General features: G+C 42.0%; 23 protein-coding genes and 3 pseudogenes. 11 read left to right on the plus strand and 15 right to left on the minus strand.

Annotated elements, in window-relative coordinates:
- Window positions 1-18 precede the first annotated feature (18 nt).
- A complete protein-coding gene (gene purN, locus A9260_RS04040; RefSeq protein WP_082957043.1) occupies window positions 19-606 on the minus strand; it encodes a phosphoribosylglycinamide formyltransferase in 588 nt (195 codons plus the stop codon).
- A gap of 2 nt (window positions 607-608) precedes the next feature.
- Window positions 609-1,649 carry a phosphoribosylformylglycinamidine cyclo-ligase gene (purM, locus tag A9260_RS04045; RefSeq protein ID WP_068696465.1) on the minus strand — a complete coding sequence of 347 codons (1,041 nt, stop codon included), beginning with the start codon at window positions 1,647-1,649 and terminating at the stop codon, window positions 609-611.
- A 304-nt stretch (window positions 1,650-1,953) separates the two neighbouring features.
- On the opposite strand from purM, the gene upp reads away from it, so the two are divergent.
- Both upp and A9260_RS04055 read left to right on the plus strand, forming a co-directional pair.
- Window positions 1,954-2,580 carry a uracil phosphoribosyltransferase gene (upp, locus tag A9260_RS04050; RefSeq protein WP_068696467.1) on the plus strand — a complete coding sequence of 209 codons (627 nt, stop codon included), beginning with the start codon at window positions 1,954-1,956 and terminating at the stop codon, window positions 2,578-2,580.
- A 107-nt stretch (window positions 2,581-2,687) separates the two neighbouring features.
- Window positions 2,688-3,911 (plus strand): DUF2066 domain-containing protein, encoded by a 1,224-nt coding sequence (locus A9260_RS04055; protein WP_082957044.1) that lies wholly within the window; start codon window positions 2,688-2,690, stop codon window positions 3,909-3,911.
- 106 nt (window positions 3,912-4,017) lie between these two features.
- Here A9260_RS04055 and A9260_RS04060 read toward each other — a convergent pair whose 3' ends face one another.
- From A9260_RS04060 to A9260_RS04070, 3 genes are read right to left on the minus strand one after another with little or no spacing between them, the layout of a single operon-like run.
- On the minus strand, window positions 4,018-4,452 hold the full coding sequence (locus tag A9260_RS04060) for a DUF2069 domain-containing protein (protein WP_068696469.1): 435 nt from the start codon (window positions 4,450-4,452) through the stop codon (window positions 4,018-4,020).
- Window positions 4,452-4,802 carry an arsenate reductase (glutaredoxin) gene (gene arsC, locus A9260_RS04065; RefSeq protein ID WP_068696471.1) on the minus strand — a complete coding sequence of 117 codons (351 nt, stop codon included), beginning with the start codon at window positions 4,800-4,802 and terminating at the stop codon, window positions 4,452-4,454. The genes A9260_RS04060 and arsC overlap by 1 nt, the downstream gene beginning before the upstream one ends.
- An 11-nt stretch (window positions 4,803-4,813) precedes the next feature.
- Window positions 4,814-6,298, minus strand: a complete 1,485-nt coding sequence (locus A9260_RS04070) for a beta-barrel assembly-enhancing protease (protein WP_082957046.1) — start codon at window positions 6,296-6,298, stop codon at window positions 4,814-4,816.
- A 221-nt stretch (window positions 6,299-6,519) separates the two neighbouring features.
- Between A9260_RS04070 and A9260_RS04075 the strand changes: the two genes are divergently transcribed.
- Window positions 6,520-6,759, plus strand: a complete 240-nt coding sequence (locus A9260_RS04075) for a sulfurtransferase TusA family protein (protein WP_231892566.1) — start codon at window positions 6,520-6,522, stop codon at window positions 6,757-6,759.
- 4 nt (window positions 6,760-6,763) lie between these two features.
- Window positions 6,764-7,828 (plus strand): AI-2E family transporter, encoded by a 1,065-nt coding sequence (locus A9260_RS04080; RefSeq protein ID WP_068696475.1) that lies wholly within the window; start codon window positions 6,764-6,766, stop codon window positions 7,826-7,828.
- Between the two features lie 147 nt (window positions 7,829-7,975).
- Here the strand turns inward: A9260_RS04080 and A9260_RS16565 are convergent.
- Window positions 7,976-8,113, minus strand: a pseudogene (locus A9260_RS16565) (thioredoxin-dependent thiol peroxidase); the annotation flags it as partial.
- 405 nt (window positions 8,114-8,518) lie between these two features.
- A complete protein-coding gene (locus A9260_RS04085; RefSeq protein WP_068696513.1) occupies window positions 8,519-9,871 on the minus strand; it encodes an aminotransferase-like domain-containing protein in 1,353 nt (450 codons plus the stop codon).
- Between the two features lie 124 nt (window positions 9,872-9,995).
- On the opposite strand from A9260_RS04085, the gene A9260_RS04090 reads away from it, so the two are divergent.
- The 3 genes from A9260_RS04090 to A9260_RS04100 are packed head-to-tail and all read left to right on the plus strand — an operon-like array spanning window position 9,996 to window position 12,434.
- On the plus strand, window positions 9,996-10,490 hold the full coding sequence (locus tag A9260_RS04090) for a cysteine dioxygenase (RefSeq protein ID WP_068696477.1): 495 nt from the start codon (window positions 9,996-9,998) through the stop codon (window positions 10,488-10,490).
- A complete protein-coding gene (locus A9260_RS04095) occupies window positions 10,487-11,677 on the plus strand; it encodes a hypothetical protein (RefSeq protein WP_068696479.1) in 1,191 nt (396 codons plus the stop codon). The genes A9260_RS04090 and A9260_RS04095 overlap by 4 nt, the downstream gene beginning before the upstream one ends.
- A gap of 4 nt (window positions 11,678-11,681) precedes the next feature.
- Window positions 11,682-12,434, plus strand: a complete 753-nt coding sequence (locus A9260_RS04100; protein WP_068696481.1) for a TSUP family transporter — start codon at window positions 11,682-11,684, stop codon at window positions 12,432-12,434.
- Window positions 12,435-12,745: 311 nt separating this feature from the next.
- On the opposite strand, the pseudogene A9260_RS16570 reads toward A9260_RS04100, so the two are convergent.
- A pseudogene (locus tag A9260_RS16570) lies at window positions 12,746-12,913 on the minus strand (group II intron reverse transcriptase/maturase); the annotation flags it as partial.
- Between the two features lie 64 nt (window positions 12,914-12,977).
- On the opposite strand from A9260_RS16570, the gene A9260_RS04105 reads away from it, so the two are divergent.
- Entirely contained in the window at window positions 12,978-13,667 is a 690-nt protein-coding gene (locus tag A9260_RS04105; protein WP_082957049.1) for an IS6 family transposase, read from the plus strand.
- Window positions 13,668-13,897: 230 nt separating this feature from the next.
- On the opposite strand, the gene A9260_RS04110 is transcribed toward A9260_RS04105, so the two are convergent.
- The 7 genes and pseudogenes from A9260_RS04110 to A9260_RS04140 all read right to left on the minus strand — a co-directional run bounded on the left by A9260_RS04110 (window position 13,898) and on the right by A9260_RS04140 (window position 18,807).
- Window positions 13,898-14,554 carry a recombinase family protein gene (locus tag A9260_RS04110; RefSeq protein WP_068696483.1) on the minus strand — a complete coding sequence of 219 codons (657 nt, stop codon included), beginning with the start codon at window positions 14,552-14,554 and terminating at the stop codon, window positions 13,898-13,900.
- Between the two features lie 38 nt (window positions 14,555-14,592).
- Window positions 14,593-15,057, minus strand: a complete 465-nt coding sequence (gene bcp, locus A9260_RS04115; protein ID WP_068696484.1) for a thioredoxin-dependent thiol peroxidase — start codon at window positions 15,055-15,057, stop codon at window positions 14,593-14,595.
- 161 nt (window positions 15,058-15,218) lie between these two features.
- Window positions 15,219-15,722: a bacterioferritin comigratory protein gene (locus tag A9260_RS04120; RefSeq protein WP_068696485.1), complete on the minus strand. Its 504-nt coding sequence runs from the start codon at window positions 15,720-15,722 to the stop codon at window positions 15,219-15,221.
- Window positions 15,722-16,258, minus strand: a pseudogene (locus A9260_RS04125) (site-specific integrase); the annotation flags it as partial. The gene A9260_RS04120 and the pseudogene A9260_RS04125, both read right to left, overlap by 1 nt.
- Window positions 16,259-16,423: 165 nt before the next feature.
- The gene (locus A9260_RS04130) at window positions 16,424-17,827 is read right to left on the minus strand and encodes a tyrosine-type recombinase/integrase (RefSeq protein ID WP_068696489.1); all 1,404 of its coding nucleotides are present in this window, start codon (window positions 17,825-17,827) and stop codon (window positions 16,424-16,426) included.
- A 70-nt stretch (window positions 17,828-17,897) separates the two neighbouring features.
- Window positions 17,898-18,251, minus strand: coding sequence for a thioredoxin-dependent thiol peroxidase (bcp, locus tag A9260_RS04135; RefSeq protein WP_082957050.1), 354 nt, complete (start codon window positions 18,249-18,251; stop codon window positions 17,898-17,900).
- Window positions 18,252-18,267: 16 nt separating this feature from the next.
- On the minus strand, window positions 18,268-18,807 hold the full coding sequence (locus A9260_RS04140) for a glycine cleavage system protein R (RefSeq protein ID WP_068696491.1): 540 nt from the start codon (window positions 18,805-18,807) through the stop codon (window positions 18,268-18,270).
- 232 nt (window positions 18,808-19,039) lie between these two features.
- Between A9260_RS04140 and dapA the strand changes: the two genes are divergently transcribed.
- The 3 genes from dapA to A9260_RS04155 all read left to right on the plus strand — a co-directional run.
- Complete coding sequence (gene dapA, locus A9260_RS04145) at window positions 19,040-19,918, plus strand: 4-hydroxy-tetrahydrodipicolinate synthase (RefSeq protein WP_068696493.1); 879 nt, start codon at window positions 19,040-19,042, stop codon at window positions 19,916-19,918.
- Window positions 19,919-19,970: 52 nt separating this feature from the next.
- Window positions 19,971-21,026, plus strand: a complete 1,056-nt coding sequence (gene bamC, locus A9260_RS04150) for an outer membrane protein assembly factor BamC (protein WP_068696495.1) — start codon at window positions 19,971-19,973, stop codon at window positions 21,024-21,026.
- A 74-nt stretch (window positions 21,027-21,100) separates the two neighbouring features.
- Window positions 21,101-21,330, plus strand: a 230-nt coding sequence (locus A9260_RS04155; RefSeq protein WP_197485246.1) for a transposase, incomplete at its 3' end; no start/stop codon positions are given.

Below are 21,330 nucleotides of genomic sequence, written 5' to 3' on the forward strand. Positions count from 1 at the left end.
AAAAAGTCTGCTTTTTTATTATGAGTCTTTCCAGAGTATCTCACCGGAGGCTATCTTTCGAATAACATCAGGATAGAGTTGATGTTCAGCTTTTTGTACTTTATTCATCAAGCTTTGCGCATCATCTTCTGCTGAGATGGGCACTTTTATTTGATCAATAATAGGACCGCTGTCTAACTCTGCTGTGACAAAATGTACTGTGCTGCCATGTTCACTATCACCAGCATCAATTGCGCGTTGGTGAGTGTGCAGGCCGGGATACTTAGGCAAAAGAGAAGGGTGGATGTTGATCATCTTACCAAGGTAGTGTTCAACAAATTCTTCACTCAAAATTCTCATATAGCCTGCCAGTACAATTAAGTCTGGCTGATACTTATCAATTTGCTCAATTAAAGCCAAATCAAAGCTGAGCCTATCTGGAAAGCTAGTATGAGATAATGCATGAGCAGGAATCGTCGCACTTTGTGCGCGCTCAAGGCCGAAGGCACTTTCTTTATTACTAAAGACCGCACAGATTTCAGCCTTGATATCGCCGCTAGCACAAGCATCCATTATCGCTTGTAAATTGCTTCCATTCCCTGATACGAGAACGACGATTCTAGTCATAGTTAGCAGATCTCTACTTGCTCTTCTTCGCCATTTGCTTCAGCGATTTGACCAATAACCCAAGCGTTTTCGCTTTCTTCGATTAGAAGGTCAACAGCCGCTTGTGCTTGATCTTGAGGAAGTGCAACGATAAGGCCAACACCACAGTTAAATGTGCGGTACATTTCGCGAGTTTCAACGTTGCCGTTTTCTTGCAACCAGTTGAACACTGTTGGCCACTGCCAGCTGTTACCATCGATAACGGCTTTAGTACCTTCAGGAAGTACGCGAGGGATGTTTTCCCAGAAGCCACCGCCAGTGATATGAGAAATAGCATGAATGTCGTGCTTCTCAATCATTTTAAGCGCTGATTTGATGTAAATTTTTGTTGGTTGTAGCAAGTGCTCACCAAGTGGTTTGCCTTCTAGGTCTTGGTTTAGATCCGCTTGTGAAACTTCAAGGATCTTACGAACTAGAGAGTAACCATTAGAGTGTGGGCCACTTGAACCGACTGCGATTAGAGCGTCACCAGCAGCAACTTTAGTACCATCGATGATGTCTTCTTTTTCTACAACACCAACACAGAAGCCAGCAACATCGTAGTCGTCGCCTTCGTACATGCCAGGCATTTCAGCAGTTTCGCCACCGATTAATGAACAACCAGCTTGCACACAACCTTCAGCAATACCCGCCACAACGTCAGCTGCAGTTTCTACGTCAAGCTTCCCTGTTGCGTAGTAATCTAAGAAGAATAGAGGCTCGCCACCTTGAACGATAAGGTCATTCACACACATTGCAACTAAGTCGATGCCGATGGTGTCATGTTTTTTCATATCTAGAGCAAGGCGTAGTTTTGTACCAACGCCATCTGTACCCGAAACCAGTACTGGTTGCTTGTATTTGGTTGGCAATTCGCATAATGCACCAAAACCACCAATGCCACCCATGACCTCTGGACGACGCGTGCGTTTTACAGCACCTTTAATTTTGTCAACCAGTGCGTTGCCAGCATCAATATCTACACCAGCATCTTTATAGCTCAGAGAAGGCTTGTTACTACTCACGGGAAATTCCTCGTTTAGAAAAGTTAGGGAAGAAAAATCGGCGCTATTCTAACAAGGGATAATCCACAATAGCAAACGTTTGCGTGGATATTTATGTTAGTTGCCGATTTCTGCCTATCATAGGGCAGCTAAATTGTACCCAAATTGAACAATTAAAAATAGATCAATGCCTTGTATAGGCACTAATAGCCTGAGATATAAATGCAAATCCTTTTAATTAGCTAGTAAATTTAGTGTCGCTCGTAACTTGGGACTGTTTGGGTATATAATTCGTTGGTTTGTTGATTTTTGATTGGAGAAAGATATGAGAGTTGTTGAAGTAAAGCACCCACTTGTAAAACATAAACTAGGTTTAATGCGCGAGGGCGACATCAGCACTAAGCGTTTTAGAGAATTAGCAACAGAAGTGGGTAGCTTACTGACTTATGAAGCGACAGCTGATTTCGAAACAGAGCGTGTCACTATCAAAGGATGGGACGGCGATGTTGAAGTTGACCAAATCAAAGGTAAAAAAGTTACGGTAGTACCAATCTTGCGTGCAGGTCTTGGCATGATGGACGGCGTTCTAGAGCATATGCCTAGTGCTAAAATCAGTGTGGTTGGTATCTATCGTGATGAAGAAACACTAGAGCCAGTACCTTACTTTAACAAGTTAGCGTCTTGCATTGACGAGCGTATTGCTTTGGTTGTTGATCCAATGCTTGCAACTGGCGGTTCTATGATTGCAACAATCGATCTATTAAAAGAGCAAGGTTGTAAAACAATTAAAGCCTTGGTACTTGTTGCCGCTCCTGAAGGTATTGAAGCTTTAGAAAAAGCGCATCCAGATATCGAGCTTTACACCGCCGCTATTGATGAGTGCTTAAATGACAAAGGTTACATTGTTCCAGGTCTTGGTGACGCTGGTGACAAAATCTTTGGTACTAAGTAGTTATTGAGATAAAACCGACAACTAGAGCATTTTTAAATGGGCTCTACTTGTCGGTTTTAGTATCTTTGCTTATTATTTTCTAACTACTTCATAATATTGAGTAATTTATGCGATTTTTAGCTTGTTTACTTGTGACGATAACGTCTTTTTCTGCCTTTGCAGTCACGAAAGTGAATGTATTTGACACCCAAGCTGTGGTTATTGAACAGCAAGATGGTGCTAAACATAGCGGCGAAGAATTAGCGCGTCGCGAAGGAATGAGAGACGTTATAGTTAAAGCTACTGGGGACTCAGCATCTTTGGATAATGCCGTAATCAAAAAGGCCATTACTCAAAGCAGTCGTTTTTTGTCCACCATAACGCCATCGCAAAAGAATGGGCAACCTATCTTAAAGATGTCGTTTAACCCAAAACAGATTCAATCTTTACTGGCTCAAGCCAATCTTCCTTATTGGCCTGATGAGCGTGCTCGCTTGTTGGTGTGGATTGTTGAAGATAATGGATATGATCGCACCATCAGTTGGGAGCAGTCAGAAAGAACATCCGTTGCTAATCTTCGCTATGTAGCAGGAAAAAAAGGCTTACCAATTATTGTACCTGTGGGCGATATTGATGATGTGACTAGCATTAAGCCGACAGAGCTATGGGGCGGTTTTACTAAGCAAATATCACAAAGTAGCCATCGTTATAATGTGGATGCGGTTGTGGTGGCTCGAATCACCCGCAACGGTAAACATCAAAACCTAAGATGGACTTTGTATGATGATAAGCCGCAATTTATTGCAGATGCTTCTTTAAATGCCGTAACGGGTAACGCTTCTGGTACTAATAAGCAGATTACAGAATCGCTAGTGGCAGAGCTGGGTCGTTATTACGCCAACAAAAGCTCAGCTAAAGCCAGTGGTGAGATTTCATCTTCAATCACGGTCAAATTCAGTGGTGTTAATGCGGCTACATCGTATTTTAATATTGAACGCATGCTAGAGAATTTATCCAGTGTTGCATCTGTTGAGCTAAGCCACGTTGTGGGTGCCGAAGTCGATTTCCAAGTGAACTTAATTACAGATAAAGCCGACTTTGAACGCCAGCTATTACGCAGCAATAAAGTGAGTAAAGCAAAAGTGGTTGCTGCGCCAGTTACTCCAGTTGCACCTGTGGCGAGCGAAACACAAACGCCAGATACTCAAGGTACAGCTATTCAAGGTACAGATACTCAAGATGCGGGTTCTCTCAAGGATTCAGCGCCTGCAACAACTGCACCTGTTGTCGCCGAGCCAACGCAACCACAAGAAGCGACAGAGCAAGCTTTAGACTATGAATGGCACTCTTAACTTAAGCCATTGATAATGTAAATTAGTCATAGAGACAAAAACGCCCCTGCACTTATTGAAAAGTGCAGGGGCGTTTTATTATAAACTACACCAACGCATTTAAAACCTAGCGGCTAAAGCGCTGTTGCTCTTCTTGTTTATATTCTGATAGCTTCTTTAGCTTTAATCCTAACTCGCGTCCTCTCTGGCGGCTATAAACCGTATTACCAACAAAGGCGATACTAGTAATGACCAGTTCAATAATCGCTAATGTTCTTTCTCCTTCATCGATGTATACCAATGTTAAAGAATGCAGAAAGTAGAGCAATAAGATGAAGTTTGCCCAAGCAAAGGTGTAAGGCTTTTGCGCCACGATGCCTTTGATAGGAAAGAGCAGTGGCAAAGTCCAAGCAATGGTTAAAAACCAAGGACTGAACTCTGCTGGTGGAGAGATAACGCTGTGCCACAATAAGACCCAAACTAGCAATGAGAAATGCCCAATTTGAGCAACTCGTAGCCATCGTTTGGTATTGGGAGCCATTGCTAGAGGATCTGATGACATTATAGGATCTCTAATACCTGCTCAGGTGGACGGCCGTGTCTTGCTTTGCCATTAGCCACAACAATAGGGCGCTCAATAAGCTTACGGTTCTCTAACATCGCTTCAAATAACGCTTGGTTAGTCAAAGAGTCATCAGCAAGGTTCAGCTCTTTGTAGATGTCTTCTTTAGTGCGCATCATTGCTCGTACATCGGTAAGTTCTAACTGAGAGTAAAGGGTGTTGAGTGAATCAACAGTTAGGTCTTCTTCAAGATAAAGTACGACTTCTGGCGCAATCCCTTTTTCTTCTAATAGTGCTAATGTTTCTCTGCTTTTTGAGCATCGAGGATTATGATAAATGACAACAGACATGACATTTCCTTTTAGTTTTGTAGCGCCATAAATTGGTCGCGTTGTTGTAATAGTTGGTCAATTCGCGCATCGAAGCGAGCTTGTTGTAAGCTGCCAAGATCCGAAAGTTGCGCTGCTTGAGTAAAGCTTTGAATTGCACGGTTCCAGTTGGCACTTAGTGCATACTGTTCGCCTCGCGCTGCTACTTCATTTGCTGGGTCACTTAGATTAGCACTGGCTTTGCTCAGAAGGTGCCAGCCATTGCTATCGTCAGGATTGGCATGAGTGTATCTCTGAAGTAGTCGCGCCGCCTCACTGTTTTTGTCAGACTCAATTAAAACATTTGCAAGGTTAATAAGGAGTGTTGGATTACTAGGTTTTACTTTTAGTGCGTTTTCTAACATCGATTGCGCCTTTGCCGGTGTTTTCTTGGCAATATAAAGGTCTGATAACGCATCTAATATGAAATTACTGTGTGGTTGCTGTTTTTGTAATGCCAGCAGTAGCTTTTCGGCTTGGTCTAATTTTTTACTATCTAAATACACCAAAGCTTGGCCATATTGATAGGCCGGTTTTATCGTATTGGAAGATTTCTTTTCTTTTCGCTGCAACCAATCCATCGCCGCATCACTATTAATGCCTACATAGCGAGCCACAATACGAGCTTTTGCCATGTGGAAGGCAAGTGAAGGCGGAACCGCTTTAGCCGGATAAGCATCGGCTCTGGCTCGGGTATCGGTAATTCGATCTTCTGGTAATGGGTGAGTCAGTAACATCGGTGGCGGTTTGCTAGCATAGCGGTACTCATCGGCTAAACGGCCAAAGAAATGCGGCATTGCATGAGGATCAAAGCCTGTTTTGATTAGAGTACGCATGCCAACTCGGTCGGCTTCTTTTTCATTACTACGTGTATAATTGATTGCGCTTTGCATTGCGCCCGCTTGGGTTGCGGTAAGGGCGGCAATTCCAGCCTCTGGCGCGGCAATGGCTAATAATATTGAGCCTGCCAATGCGGCTAAAGTTACCGGAGTTTTACGCGCTTCATCTTCCATACGGCGAGCTAAATGTCGCTGGGTAACGTGCGCAATTTCGTGGGCAACAACCGAAGCCAGCTCCCCTTCAGAATTTGCGTGCAAAAATAGACCTGTATGCAGCGCTACGTGACCACCAAAAAAGGCGAATGCATTAATGTTTCGTTCTCGAATCAAGAAAAAAGTGAACGGTGTTTTTACATCTTCAGAATTTGCCACAAGGCGATAACCTAAGCCTGAAACATATTCAGATAAAACAGGATCGCTGAGTATTGGTTGGCTAGCTCTAAGGATGCGCATATAGGCATCGCCGTAATGTTGTTCTTGAGCAATAGTTAGCGTAGCACCTGCTGTAGTCCCTATATCGGGCAGGTCAGAAGCATTAGCAATGCTTACAGCACTCACCGACAATACCGCACCGAGCAGTATGGCTTTGAGTCGCTTTGTTGCGAACAGCGTTTGGCGTTTTACAGTAAAAGCATTCATTGTCTAATTAACGTGAGATCCTGTTTCCGTTATATGAGGGTTATACAGTGATAAGACCCTATCGAGTCCATTTGGTTTCTTGATTAGAACAAAATGATACTTGTTAACAAATTAGCTACTAGGTTAACACGGGATAAAGGTGGTTTTGAACTAAAAAAGATTTACAATAGATGCATTTAGAATAAATAGAACTCGCTCTTACTATGCTTAATGACTCCACTGTGCCTAGCCAACCTGCTAGACCCAGCGAAATAATTGATCTTACCCAAGAGCGTTGCCCAATGAGCTTATTACTAGCTAAGCGTGCCAGTCGAGCATTAAAAGTATCTCAGAGCTTAACTTTTATTGTTAGGGATGTCGCTTCCGTGAACGATATGCAGTCCTATTTTACGTGTCACGAAATGCTCGTGGAGGCTCGCAAAGCTTCTGACTATTATTACTTAACCATAACCAAAGAGTAGTTCTATGCTTGATATGATGAAGCAGTGGTATAAACGCCGATTCTCAGATCCTCATGCGGTGAGTCTAGCTGTCATTATAATATTTGGTTTCATTACCATTTACTTTTTCGGACACCTTATTGCTCCACTTTTAGTCGCAATTGTTTTGGCCTATCTGTTGGAGTGGCCAGTGGTAAAATTAAATCGACTTGGTCTACCAAGGACGTTATCGGTGATCATCGTGTTACTGCTATTTGTCGGCTTGGTTTTAATCGCATTTATTGGCATTGTTCCGACCATCTGGCAACAGATCGGTAACTTGGTTAATGATGTGCCTAAAATGTACCTAGAGCTACAAAGCTACATTAATAGCATTCCAGAACGTTACCCTGAATTTGCCACCGTAACCAACATCGAATTTATGTTTGTCGATTTTAAAAATAAATTTGTTGGCTTGGGTGAAAGCGTATTAAAAGGCTCTTTGGCTTCAATTATTAGCCTTGCAACGTTAGGGGTATATCTGATTTTAGTGCCACTGCTGATCTTCTTCTTGTTGAAAGATAAAGAGCAGATGCTAGGTATGTTAGGAGGCATTTTGCCTAAAAACAGAAACCTAGCCCATCAAGTATGGAATGAAATGAACGGCCAAATCTCTAACTATATTCGCGGTAAAGTGCTTGAGATATTGATAGTCGGTGGTATCAGTTATATTACCTTTATCATTTTAGATCTGCGCTATTCAGCCTTACTTGCGGTCGCAGTAGGTCTTTCAGTATTGATTCCATACATAGGCGCCGCTGCGGTGACCGTGCCAGTGGCTATCGTCGGATTATTCCAATGGGGTTTAACACCACCGTTCTATTACCTAATGATTGCCTACGCCATTATTCAAACCTTAGACGGTAACGTTTTAGTACCAGTGCTGTTTTCTGAGGCAGTAAACCTGCACCCTGTAGCAATTATTATTTCAGTATTGGTATTTGGTGGCTTATGGGGTTTCTGGGGGATCTTCTTTGCCATTCCTTTGGCAACGCTAGTGAAAGCGGTAGTCAACGCAATTAACCATCCAGAGTTAGACGCCTCCCGATAATCAACTGCACAAATAACAAAGCCAGTCATGTTCTATATGAATATGACTGGCTTTTTGTTTTTGTATCTAGTTACTCATTCGCTTTAAATCATTTTAAGGAGGCAGGCACAGATTCATTATCTCTACCTACCACCATGACTTAATGGTCTACTTGCTATTCAAATAATCCAAAACCACTTCATGGTGAGTTTTCGTTTTGAACTTGTTGAATACGTGTTCAATGACACCTTCTTCGTTAATTAGGAAGCTGATGCGGTGCAGGCCATCGTAGGTTTTTCCCATGTAGATGTACCCTTGGAAATTTTTTCAGACTCAACTTCTGACAATTTATAATAAACTCTATCTTTAACAGTGAGTTAGGTTAATAATTTCTCTTACTGAACCTCAATTATAGCGGTTGTCATATTTTTTGTAAATCGGGCTGATTTTGACGCTTTTCCAAGCGTAAACTTGTCATAAAAACTAAGGTGTTGCTATAGGTTGATAGTCATTACGATGGGAGCGCTTGGTGATCACACACATATACACTTGTCATCCAACTCACTTTTGGACAGAAACGAGTTGAGTGCTCCAGCCTAAATCCACCCATCGGATAACTTCAAGTATCCTAAGACTGCCTTTGCTGGCAGTGCTCGATTTGCGAGGATCTAAACTAAAGCTTTTTAATACTGTTTAATAAAGCCGCGAAGACTATTCACAGAAAACCGTTCCTAATTGTTGAATTGCTGTCTTTACTTCTTCAGTCAAACCAAAGCCAAAATTCAGCCTTAGACAATGATTGCAATCTTCTTCGAGTGAGAAAAAGTGTCCGGGTACAAAGTGTTTACCTAAGCTAGAAGCTTCTTCGATTTTCGCTTCTAGGTTGGGTAGGCGATTAGGTAGTTTAACCCATAAAACAAAGCCGCCTTCGGGCTCTGATACCCAGGTACCTTCGGGAAAAGCTTCCAAAATGGCTAAACGTACTTCATCACGAAATGAAACTAGTGTTGATCTCAATTTACGCATGTGAAGGTCGTAACCACCAGAACGTAAAAACTCCGCTATCGCAGCTTGTGGAAACTCTGCTGTATATTTTGAAGTGCTTTGCTTAAGTTCTTTGATTTTTTCAGTATGGTTACTGGCTGCTATCCAACCAATTCTTAGACCCGGCGCTATTGCTTTAGTAAAAGTATTACACAGAATGACGTCAGATGAATAAGTGCGAATGGGCTTTGGCCTTCTTTTGGTAAAATGAATATCACCATAAACGTCATCTTCGATAATCGTGAATCGATGCAATTTAGACAGTTCAACAAGTCGTTGTTTGTGACTTTCACTCAGCAATATTCCATCAGGGTTATTGAAGTTTGCGTTAAACACCATGACCTTAACCTTATGCCTCTCAAGATGATGTTCAATGTCATCGAAATGTTGAACGCTGATACATTTGAGACCTAACTCAGAGATGAATTTCAGTGTGTAGAAATAAGTCGGTGATTGAACAAGAACGGTGTCACCCTGAGACGTTGTTGCTCTTAAAGCAAGAGACAACGATTCGAGACCACCATTTGTGATACATATTTCGTTCTTAGAAAAAGAGCATCCGTATTCGATCGCACGTCTTATGATTTCGTCTATCAATAACTCATGACCATGTCCAGAAATGTTCCCACCGAGCAAATTGGGGTTCTGATAGATTTGCTTGCGCATAATTTTACTGATCTTTTGAACCGGATACAGGTCGATATGTCCATTCGATAAGGTCAACCCAGAGTTGTTCTCCGAAGCTAGTAGTGAGTAGAGGTGCTCCTTCTCGTTAGGAATGCTGTCGCCATTAATACTTGGTAGCATACTTCTAACGAAGTAACCTTTTTTAGGCATTGCATAAACAATGCGCTCGTCTTCTAACAGGCGCATCGCATTGAGTACAGTGAGGTTACTAACACCATACTCTTTAGCGACTTTTCGTATTGAAGGGAGCTTGGTGTCTTGAGCGATATTCCCTTTCTGTATTGATTGAATAATACTGTTTGCAATGCGTTGATAGATTGGTTTGTTGTCCATAACTTTCACAATATAAATTGCCTGCATCTGTTATACAACAGATTGTACACATCTGTATATATTCGATAATGCCATATTCTATTAACTTAATGCTCTATGTTGTAATTAAGAGAATGGATGCTCGATGACCCTAAAAATAGAGAAATTAATAGAAAATCTTTCAGCATGCCGCGATATCTCATCTATCAAATCGCATTTATCGAATGTTGATTTAGACACCAGTGATGTAACTGACTATGTCAGGTTTGAAAGTGAAGGTTATTCGAGAAATCGCGTAATAAAAACGGATAGATTTGAAGTTCTCGTTCTATGCTGGAAGCCTGGACAAAAAAGCAGAATACACAATCACGCTGATTCGATTTGTGCATTTAAGGTAATTAAAGGCGCATTAATAAACACTAACTATCGACAAGACGGGAATAATGTACTCTTTACGTCTGCTAACAAGCTTTCACTCTCTCAGCATATCGTATTATCAGGAGTAGATAACTTTCATAAAATAGCGAATGACTATCCAGGTAGTGCTGTCTCCATTCATTTCTACTCCCCACCAATTGAACATTATCAAGTAGCTATTCAAGAGAAGGATGGAAGTTTAATAGAGGGGGTTGTGTTGTGATTAAGACTTTTGAGCTAGATGGAAGTATCAAAAATGCAGTGTATGAGTTCATCACTCAACATTTGAAGGAAATAAACCCATACACGTGCGAGCAGCATTATGCGCAAGCATTGAGCCAGTTTATGTTTTCAGTCTTAATGTATTCAGATAACAACGAAGGCGTAGCGCTCGGTAAACTCATTAGAAAAATTCAAAACAGTACTGTTCCTTCAATACCTACAGTTCACATCAAGAATATTGCAGGAGAGCCACCGGGTACTTTGATAGCGCCAAGGAAAGATAGAGGATTTGACTACAGTACTAACCGCTATGACAGAATGAAGACCTGTTTTTTTACTGAATGGATTTCATCGGCGGTAGCTTTGCTCTTTCGTCATACCAATATAATTCATCCATCTGAGCATGGTGGCGTAAACAGGTTCCATATGGTGTCGCCAATATGTGACCAAGAAAGTAGAACCTTGAGCGCTAGTACAGGAGGTGGGGAGTTCCTCCAGCATAGTGATGCGACTGTCTACACCTCTATTAAGACAACTCAAGTGCTTGAACGATATTTGAGGCGACTTGGGACCTCTAGTTCGATATCTGCTCGTGTTCTAGGTTTGTCAGAAAAGAAATTTCAATCACAAGTACTATGTGGAAAATATTCTAGAGTTGACGCAACAATGCTGACAGGGATCGTGAACAAGAGCACTAAAACACTAATAACTTCACCGGAAATACTTCAGAGCTATCTAATTGAGCAAGGTTTTGGTCAACCTGAATTCAAAAAGTTATCGGGAATGCCCATCGCGCATATTGCAGGTCCCGCTGACGGTGAAATTTCAGGATTTGTGGGCAATATTACAGCTCCCTTATTAATCAGTGATGAAGGAGAAATCTTGGGTACCTGCATCAACTTAGCCCCTAATCGAATGATTTATGTGGGTAATTGTGAGGAGGATAAAGCGCTATTTTCTAAGTTCTGCGCTTACGCTATCGCCTGTCCTAGTTTGGAGGTAATAGTAGAGGCATCAGATGTTCTATTGTTCCCCAACTTGGCTTCAAAAGACCAGAGTAATGTGACGCACGGTCGCGAGAAAATTGCCAACGACTCCTATAACGTGGAAGTTGACGGAGTCGTTTTAAGAAGAAGCCTTTGCCGACAATACTTGGTTCATTGCAATGCCTTGAACATTGAGGAGTAATACTATGGAACTTGCTAGTGAACTATTATTATTCCTATTTTTCGCTGCCATTATCGCTGGATGCATAGACGCTTTAGCCGGTGGTGGAGGGCTGATTACGATACCTGTAATGTTAATGTGTGGCTTACCTCCAGTGTCAGCGATTGCTACTAACAAACTAGGTGGCGTCGGTGGGACGCTATCTGCCTCATTACATTTCATAAAAACAGGTGACATTAAGCTTGGTGAAGTAAAGTGGATGATGCTGACAACATTCTTAGGTTCATTTTTAGGAGGGATGATTTTAACCTTGATTAGTGGTGACTTTCTGTCTCTAATCGTTCCGTTTCTACTCATTGGCTTTTCCCTCTATTTTTTGTTTTCGCCAAATATAGGTGACGTTGATCAAGAAAAGAAAATATCACCTTATGTATATACTCTCGTAGTTGCGACTTCTATTGGTTTTTATGATGGTTTTTTTGGTCCGGGAACAGGTTCTTTTTTTGCAATATCTCTAGTATTTTTATTAGGGTTTAATTTAGTGAAGGCAACCGCCCAAACTAAAATACTCAACTTCAGCAGCAATTTGGCGGCTCTACTGTACTTTATCTACGATGGGCACATTATTTGGGATGTTGGTTTGTTGATGTTTATCGGACAAGTCATCGGGGGGAAGATTGGTGCAAAGCTGGTTTTATCCAAAGGTAAACAGCTTATCAAGTTTGTGATGATTGCAGTGACTATAGGTGTGTCCACTAAAATGCTGTTCATAAGCTAACAGATGGCTGGCACTGAAGACGCTTATTTTGAGGGCTAATGTAATGACCACTCCTATTATTTCCAACAGTTCCACCGAAAGAGAAATTCGAGAGCAAACTATGAAAAAATCCCGTATCGCACTAGGTTTTTTGGATTAGATTAATTAAGTCAATCTGAGCTCACTGTATAATAGCGGTATGTTAGTGTTGGCACACAATGGTCGGGTGGACGACACTTGTTACCAAGTGCCGTCTCCCTAAGAACCCAGCGTGCAACTTTCACTGCACTAGGCTCAAGCCTCCACAAAGGCATCAAATGATACCCAGCAACTTATAAGGCAGTCGGAGCAGGTTCGTTCCAAGAGTTACGAGCTAGCCTTTTAGACTTCCTCTTTACCAAGTATTTTTGGTAAAGAGGGTCAAATGGTGTCGCTGCACTTCGGATTTTTACATGCCTTTCTATTGGCACTTTGGCTATTTGGAAGAGATTGAACTGGCAAGGTTCTGTCGCAAACTTTGAGGCTTTAGGTTAGGATTTGTTCAATTCCCACTAAACACTCTGAATCCTAATATTTAAAGGCTGCCACTTTCCCTCTGAAGTTATTCTCGAAACCGTACGTTATTATCTCGCCTATAAACTCAGTTATCGTGAAATTGAAGAGATACAATTAGAGCGCGGAGTCGTTGTGGATCATGCCACTATTAACCGTTGGGTTATCAAATTCACACCACTGTTAGAGCATAGAGCGAGGCGTAGAAAGAAGCCGGTATCTGACTCGTGGCGTATGGATGAAATCTACATCAAAGTAAAGGGCAAGTGGGTCTATTATTACCGAGCCGTCGATAAATTTGGACATGTGGTCGATTATTATCTGAGTCCTAATCGTGATGAGGCTGCGGCTAAAGCCTTTCTGAATAAGGCTATAGTCCAAAATGGTTTACCAAGAAAAATGGTTATAGATGGAAGTAAGAGTAACTACGCGGCCCTTGATTCGATGAATATTCAGCTCTGGTTGACGGGTTATTTTATGCTCTCACTGGTAGATATTTTGGACATTAAATATTTAAACAATATCGTAGAGCAGAGTCACCGTTGGGTGAAGCAGAAAACACGTCAAGCCTTAGGTTGGAAGTCAATGGAAGGAGCGTTGGCCAGTTTACATGGACGAGAAGTGTGGACGATGTTGAAACAAGAGCAGATAGGTATTGAAGGCCAAACGGCCTTTGAGAGGTTCTACGCACTCGCAGGATAATTGTCTCTGGAGGATAGCTCTGTCACACCTTTAAGTATATTTGCGACAGAACCACATGTCGTCATAATAAGATTAATCATGCCACTATTAGGGCAATAATCAACTTTGCGAATAAGAATAATGTGTTATCGAAAGAAGAAATTTGCTGTTTGGGGGGAATGGTTATAAATAGAAAAGGGGCATAAATGAGCTAGCCAAGTATGATTAAGGGATAATCAGCATTGAGTCGGCTACTCAGTGAACAAATCTGCCTGAAACTCTGCCTTCTTGTTATGCAGGCTACGGTCTTCCAGCCAAGAGTAGAAACGACTTCGAGATACTTGTACCCCTTTGTCACTAAGCTTCCTTAAAATTTCAGCCTTTGACTTGTCAGAATCAAGCATATTCAATATGAGCGCTGTATGCTCATCAAGCTTGGATTTAACCTTCTGTCCCTTCTGGCGGCCAGATGATAGTCCTTTGGCCTTACGTTTAGCATGACCTGCCTTGGCTCGCTCAGAGCGCTTCTGGGCCTCGACGGCACTGGCAAAGGACTGCCCAATAACGGTAAAAATGATTTCTGCATTATCAACGTTTTCTGAGTTAATGATGGTGTCACTGTATGCCAAATGCAGTTCACCGTAGGAGGCTATCTGGCCTATAGCGCCTACTAGCTCCATAACCTTGTGGCGACCCAGGCGAGTTATATCCGATACAATGATACTTTGTTGAGAGGAGATGAGGGGATATAACTTCCGCTCACTCAGTTCAGTCTTGGTGGCAGACACATGTTCTTCGATCCAATCTGATATTTGAATGCCATGTTTAGCGGCGTACGCCTTGATAGCTTCTCTTTGAGATTCACCATCGGCTCTCTGTGAATCTGATACTCGAATGTAACCAATCATGCCTGCCCCAAGTTGAAGAGTTAATTGTTCATGGACGGTTATTTGCTGTTTAGGTAGCCCAATACAACTTCATGGTGATCTTTGGTTTTGAACTTGTTGAAAACATGCTCAAGGTTGCCAGACTCATCAATCAGGAAGCTTGTTCTTACAACGCCCATTTTTTCACGACCCATGAACTTCTTGAGTTGCCAAACACCGTACTTCTCACAAACTTCGTGTTCTTCATCAGCTAGTAGAGTGAAGTTAAGCTCTTGCTTATTGATGAAGTTCGTCAGCTTTTTTGGGGTGTCAGGGCTAATACCAAGCACAACAACATTGTGGGCATCTAGTTCAGCTTTCGTGTCACGCAATCCCTGAGCCTGAACGGTACAGCCAGGAGTCGAAGCGCGTGGGTAGAAATAGAGTAGTACCTTCTTTCCTTGAAGCTCAGAGAGCGTCACTGGGTTATTGTCTTGATCATTCAGAGTGAAATCTGGTGCAAGCTGTCCAGCTTCGATTGCCATTTGTTTTTCCTTACTTTCTCAATTAATGGTATTTGTGTAGCGTTTTTCACTACGTCCTTTTTAGAGCATTTTTATTACGTTAGAGCATACACTTTTATCGATAATTCAGTGTCCTGTCTAGTGATTACTCCAAACAGGACAGCCTTGAATGGTAGTGTTAACTACTTTGGTTTTCTAAATGGGTGTGTAACCACATTGTCTAAACAAGTCGAGACGATTTTATCCATAGCTTTTTCTCGCTGACTCTCATGCAGCATATCCATCAGCTCTTGAACTACTTTTACATGAGTGGCAGCTTGAACAGCTAATGCCTCCTTATGGCTTTGAGCCTCATCGTAATATTCTTTTTTCTTTTTATTGGCTTGCGTTCGTTCACCTTTGAGCGCCTTTATTTCCTTTTGAAGCACCTCAATAGGGGAATCTGTATTCTCATCTTGAGCAACTTGTACTTCTAATGATTTGTTCTTTATCATCAGAACGACATCGCTGTGCCTTCTGAGTGCGCCAGCAGAAAGCCCCGCCTCTTTTTCAACGCTACTGTTGTTGATTTTGAGTTTGCCTTTTCGCGCCTTATTACGCAGCTCTCTCGATGTTAACTTTGCTACATCACCGCTCAGCAGCCTTTCTAATGCGTCAATTAGCTTCTTTTTTGTTGTCTGTGACATTATGAAACAACTCCAAATGGGATGAGTAAATCCCTAACTTCATTAGGAAAAACGACTGGCTCATAGTCGATACCTAAATCATTCATAATACGTTCTGCCGCTTGAATTTTAATGTAAGATTCAGAGGCAGTTTGAGGGGTGAGTTCATTATTTTCAATATCGTAAAGCATGTGAATTTCAGCTTCTTTACGCTTTGCTTCAGCAAATACGGTATCCACGATGTAGTCATTCTTGCAATCTACACATTCAATTAGGTTGACAAGCGTTCTTAAGCCACAAGTGGTCGAAGTGCAATATATCCCAGGTGCAACCGCATGAAGGTGTCGTTTTTTATTTCGAATTTGATTTTTCCAGAAATTTAGAGAAAGCATGTCATTATCCACTTTGTCTGTGAATAAGTTACGGTCTGTTATGGTCATGCTTTTAGCAAACTCTTTGCCTTTACCGCCTGCAACTCTTTCCTTGTTTGCCAATTTCTCATAGATATTCAAATAGACACGAGCTTTTTGGTTGATTCGCTCTTCATCAATTTCGTTTTCTTTGCTCCCCCCCTAAATGCAATAGATGAGATACATCGAACTGCTGTACTTGAGTTGATCTTGTATCTTTATACGGAATTTCAAGATTCAAAGGCACTACATTTTGATTGTTCCGCACATGCTTGACGGCTTTGGACTGTTTTGCGATTTTACTTTTCGCCATTACGACCAACCTCCGTTTATTTTGCGGTTTTTGGCTTTAGCCGTGTTGATTTGGTCGTCTAGCTTATTCATGTACTGAATGTACTTTTCAGTGGTCGATGTACTCGCGTGTCCCATCAATTCCGCTAAGTCACCCATAAGGTAGTCATAGCTAACATCTCGCTCTTTTGACTTATCCCAAAGCCAGTGAGTTGCAAAGGTAGAACGTAAATCATGGATTCGGTAATACCAAGATGTGTCCATTTCGCGAATCTGTTTTCTAAGGTTTGAAAAGTGCGTTTCTAGTGTATTGGCTGAGTAAGGCACACCTTTGTTTGAGAGAAATAGGTACTCAACGGTATCGATTACACTGCCTGCTTGAACAAGCTTATTACGTTTGTTTAGGTTTTTAAGTTGCGCATGGCTTTCTTTGTGTATCTCTAGCTCTTCGTACAGTTCGATGGGGATTTCTACGGTACGCGCCTTACTGCCTTTAGTGTGGGTAATTTTGATAGGTACAGCTTCCAAGTCACTGTAGTCAGCGTTTCCGATATCGTGAGCTGGGAAGTGAATGGCTTCATCTATTCTAAGTCCTGCTTCGACACATAGGCGAAAGATGAGTTTTGTCGTCTTTGGGAGTGGCGTTATATGTTCATTAAATAATGCTTTGTGCTCGGGATGCATGGGCTTGAGCTTTTTGTGAGCAGGCGTATTTTGTTTTTTAGGGAACATCCTCATTATATTGGAAGTTTCATAAGTGCGCTGAGAGCCAGATTTTGTGTGAGCCAGCATATCGTGTTGGTTTAATTCCTGATGCACTGTTTCTGTGGTGTAGTGGGTAACGATATTTTCATTGTTATTTTTGATGTAGCCGTTTTTTTGCATCCACTTATAGAACCCAACTACCACACCCATATAGGTGCGAGCGGTAGATAAGCTAAAAGCCTCGCTGCCATTCGCCCCTTCAATATCATTGCAGTTCGCAAGCAGGAACTCAGCAAATCGCCAGGGAGCACCTTCTTCTTCGTATTTCGATAGGGTTTTATAGGTTAGGTATTCACATGGTATTTCATGACCATCTTCATCAACTTGAGAATGGTGAGTCGAATCCAAATAACGCGTGAAAGCCAGCAAACCTTTTGCGATTGAGCCTGTGTCTTTTACTGCTGCTTCACCACGCAATTTAGAGACTAGGTAAAGAGACTGTGGATAAACCACTCTACCGTCAGGAGCAACGATGATATCGGTTTTCTTTATGCGTGATTCTAGGTTGGAAGGGGAAAGGTAGGGAGAATGTGTCACTTCCCCTGATTGAATATCGGTATTTGTAGAGATTCTCAGCTTTGCTAATGTATCGACTTCGACAGAAAGAAGTCGGTAGTCATCATAAACATCAGAACATTTTTCTTTGTACGTTTTTATCACAAAACAACCCTCGATATGCTACCCACACATCAAAGATAGATTTGTCATAAACACTTATCAAGGTTTTTTGTCATTGTTTTTTTCTAAGGGGAACAACCTTTTCTCCCCAGACGCCAAAGGCTTCTGCCACGCTGTGGTCTTCATCGGATAGTAGGGTGAAATTAAGGCTGTCACGCTCAATAAATTTACCTAAGCGTTTTACCGGATCAATGCTGACGCCAAATACCACAACGTTGTGTGCATCGAGTTCGGCTTTTATATCACGCAAGCCTTGAGCTTGAACTGTGCAGCCGAGGGTCATGGCTTTTGGGTAAAAGTAAAACAGTACTTTTTTACCTTTGAGGTCTTGTAATGAGATGGCTTTGTCATCTTGATCCAGAAGAGTGACGTCGGGAGCCGGAGAGCCTGCTGTTAAAGTTTGCATGTAAAGTCCTTGAACATTAACCGTTGTTGATGAAATTAAGAGTGCCTTTTACATTTAATGAATCACAAAGAGAGGTAAAGTCTTCTTGCAGTTGCATTAAGTTGTACTCTTCAGATAAAGAGGCGCTAAGTGTAATTTGAAACTGATCTTCGCCAAACTCGGTGCTTTCTTTAGTTAAAGTACGGGCGCTTAAAGAGCTGATACCGATGTCTTTGTCGGCAAAGAAGTGGGTAACTTGTTCTGTTAGGCCAATTTTATCGGTCGCTTGTATATTGGCTTCTAAGGTAAATTGTTGCATCAAATCTGAGTGAGTTGAGGTGCGCTTAACCATAGTAATTAAGTCATGTTGCTGACCCAATTGCGGTAAAGAGTGCTCGACACGAGTAATTTGAGATAGGGTGCCAGAAATGAGCATGATGAGGGTAAAGTCGTTTCCAAATAGCGCAATGCGACTGTCGACAATGTTACAACCGAGCTCGGACACAAGATGAATAATTTTATTGCCAATACCGGGGCGGTCTGTGCCGATGGCAGTGATGACTAAATGCTGCGCCATAATCGTATCCTTTGACTGATTTAATGTTAGTAGTCTACACGGAATCGCTCATTTCTGGGTTGGTGAATATTAGAAATTTTCACTTAATGGGCGTTTGTTCATTATAGAAGTTCAATTGAGTCTATCGTGTGCAAATAAATGGTAAAAACTTCACGCCAGCGCTTATATCCGCTTGTGTTATCCAATCTCTATCAAGTACCATGCGATATTAATGAAATTTAGGGAGTGAATCATGTTTTCAGGAAGTATCGTTGCTTTAATAACGCCTTTCAATGCCGATGATGAAGTGGACTACCAAAGTCTCAAGAACTTAGTTGAGTTCCATGTAGATGCGGGCACTTCTGCAATTGTAGCCGTAGGCACAACTGGAGAGTCGGCAACGCTTACCGTTGATGAACATGTGAAGGTCGTGACTAAGGTAGTTGAATATGCTGCTGGCCGCGTTCAAGTTATTGCGGGAACTGGCGCTAATGCAACTCATGAAGCGATTACATTTAGCCGTTTGCTTAATAACTCAGGTATTGCAGGCTGTTTAAGTGTCACCCCATATTACAACAAGCCAACACAAGAAGGCCTTTACCAGCACTTTAAAGCCATTGCTAAAGAAAGCGCTGTGCCGATCATCTTATATAATGTCCCAGGTCGTACTGGTGTCGACATGCAACCAGAAACGGTCGCAAGATTGGCAAAACTAGACAACATAGTGGCACTTAAAGATGCAACGGGTGATTTATCCCGAGTGGCAAAATATAAGGAACTTTGTGGCGAAGACTTTATCTTACTTAGTGGCGATGACGCGACAGGTTTAGAGTTCGTTAAACTAGGTGGACACGGCGTTATCTCTGTGACCAACAATATCGCCGCGCGTGATATGGCCGATATGTTTAAATTGGCGCAACAGAATAACTATGCTGAAGCTGAAATCATTAACCAACGTTTAATGGGACTGCATAGCGGCTTATTTGTTGAATCTAGCCCAATCCCAGTTAAGTGGGCAGCTCGCCAAGTTAATCTTATCGAAAATGATTTATTGCGCTTGCCAATGACACCATTATCGCCAGCAGGCCAAGAGGTTGTTAACGCAGCTCTTGCTCAAGCTAATATTAAGTAAATCTATTATCTACGATTCGAACCTAGATGGGTTGTAAGGGTCAGGAGTATCAATGAAGTTTGTTAATCAGCTAGTGATCAGTGCACTGGCTGTCGCTATGTTAAGTGGTTGCGCCGAAAATGCAGCAGAGCGTCGTCAAGCTAAGGACGATTTTAAGTATCTTGAAGCAACGCCTATGCCTGATATTGTATCAAGCCCAGAGCAGCAGCTTGAAGTGTACCCTGACTACGTTATACCGAAAGGTGACTATGTTGGCGGCATTGGCAAAGAAGTAGATATTCGCCCTCCTCAGCAAGTACTAGAGCTTATTCCTGGTGCTCGTACTGAGCAAAATGATGGCGTTGTTACTTTATGGCTATTGACCCAAGACGATCGCGATAAAGTCTGGCAAACAGCAAAAGACATGATTGAAGCTCGTGATATTAAGCTTCTTGATTCAAGCGATGATCGCCTTGAAACCGACTGGATCGTTTGGCACGAAGAAGACGAAGAAGAAACCTTAAGTAGTCGTTATCTTATTGAACGATTTGAGGCGAATTCTCGTTTTGGCTTCCGTATTAGCTTAATTGCTTGGAAGGAAGGCAGCACTGAAATGCCAGTCAGTTACACTGACAAAGAGCGTTATAACACCTTCATGACTAATATTGTGATGTCTCGTTATGATGATGCAGTTCGCGCCGAAGCGGCTAAGCAAGCATTGCAACTGGTCAAAGTGATACCTTTGAGCCTAGGTAAAGATCGTAGCGGATTACCGATTGTTATTGCCCGTGCTCGATACGATGTATTCTGGCAGCGAATCCCTGAATTGCTACCAACGTTAGGCTTTGAATTAGATGAGCGTAACCAATCACAAGGTACAATTAAGACGTCTTATGCAGCGCCAGATGATGAGTTCTGGGAAAGTATTGGTACTAAGCCACTGACTTATAACTCAGAAACTTACACATTCTTGTTAGGTGATTTAGGAAACCGAACTTCAATTAACGTGACTGATGCGGCAGGTAAACCTGTGACAGAAGAAATGTTAAAAGAGTTAATCCCAACACTATCAATAATGATGGAACAAAGCAGTCAATCTACGGATGCGGATGCTGAGACTGAAGAGTAATAGTGTTAGCGAGACTGTCCTAAATTCTGTGTAACTGCCTACACTTAATGCCGTAATGGCTAAGGAAAGGCAACATGGATAAGAAAGCACTTGAAGCTTTTGCTAAAGAAGCAGCAAAAGGAATTAAAAGCCCTGAAGATTTAACCGAATTCAGTCAGATGCTCAAAAAGATCACTGTTGAAGCAGCTCTCAATGCTGAAATGGATGAGCATCTTGGCTACGAAAAACACCAACAATCCAAATCAAAAAACAGCCGTAACGGAAAGAGCAGCAAGCGGATCAAAACCGAAGATGGGGAGTTCGA

Source organism: Vibrio sp. UCD-FRSSP16_30, assembly GCF_001676025.1.
Taxonomy (GTDB): Bacteria; Pseudomonadota; Gammaproteobacteria; order Enterobacterales; family Vibrionaceae; genus Vibrio.

Excerpts from the sequence above, each read along its gene's own strand:
- A9260_RS04070 (WP_082957046.1), bottom strand. The coding sequence starts at position 6,298 with ATGAATGCTTTTACTGTAAAACGCCAAACGCTGTTCGCAACAAAGCGA.
- upp (WP_068696467.1), top strand. The coding sequence starts at position 1,954 with ATGAGAGTTGTTGAAGTAAAGCACCCACTTGTAAAACATAAACTAGGT.
- bamC (WP_068696495.1), top strand. The coding sequence starts at position 19,971 with ATGAAGTTTGTTAATCAGCTAGTGATCAGTGCACTGGCTGTCGCTATG.
- A9260_RS04120 (WP_068696485.1), bottom strand. The coding sequence starts at position 15,722 with ATGTCACAGACAACAAAAAAGAAGCTAATTGACGCATTAGAAAGGCTG.
- A9260_RS04140 (WP_068696491.1), bottom strand. The coding sequence starts at position 18,807 with ATGGCGCAGCATTTAGTCATCACTGCCATCGGCACAGACCGCCCCGGT.
- A9260_RS04060 (WP_068696469.1), bottom strand. The coding sequence starts at position 4,452 with ATGTCATCAGATCCTCTAGCAATGGCTCCCAATACCAAACGATGGCTA.
- arsC (WP_068696471.1), bottom strand. The coding sequence starts at position 4,802 with ATGTCTGTTGTCATTTATCATAATCCTCGATGCTCAAAAAGCAGAGAA.
- A9260_RS04055 (WP_082957044.1), top strand. The coding sequence starts at position 2,688 with ATGCGATTTTTAGCTTGTTTACTTGTGACGATAACGTCTTTTTCTGCC.
- A9260_RS04085 (WP_068696513.1), bottom strand. The coding sequence starts at position 9,871 with ATGGACAACAAACCAATCTATCAACGCATTGCAAACAGTATTATTCAA.
- dapA (WP_068696493.1), top strand. The coding sequence starts at position 19,040 with ATGTTTTCAGGAAGTATCGTTGCTTTAATAACGCCTTTCAATGCCGAT.
- bcp (WP_082957050.1), bottom strand. The coding sequence starts at position 18,251 with ATGCAAACTTTAACAGCAGGCTCTCCGGCTCCCGACGTCACTCTTCTG.
- purN (WP_082957043.1), bottom strand. The coding sequence starts at position 606 with ATGACTAGAATCGTCGTTCTCGTATCAGGGAATGGAAGCAATTTACAA.
- A9260_RS04100 (WP_068696481.1), top strand. The coding sequence starts at position 11,682 with ATGGAACTTGCTAGTGAACTATTATTATTCCTATTTTTCGCTGCCATT.
- bcp (WP_068696484.1), bottom strand. The coding sequence starts at position 15,057 with ATGGCAATCGAAGCTGGACAGCTTGCACCAGATTTCACTCTGAATGAT.
- A9260_RS04080 (WP_068696475.1), top strand. The coding sequence starts at position 6,764 with ATGCTTGATATGATGAAGCAGTGGTATAAACGCCGATTCTCAGATCCT.
- A9260_RS04090 (WP_068696477.1), top strand. The coding sequence starts at position 9,996 with ATGACCCTAAAAATAGAGAAATTAATAGAAAATCTTTCAGCATGCCGC.
- A9260_RS04110 (WP_068696483.1), bottom strand. The coding sequence starts at position 14,554 with ATGATTGGTTACATTCGAGTATCAGATTCACAGAGAGCCGATGGTGAA.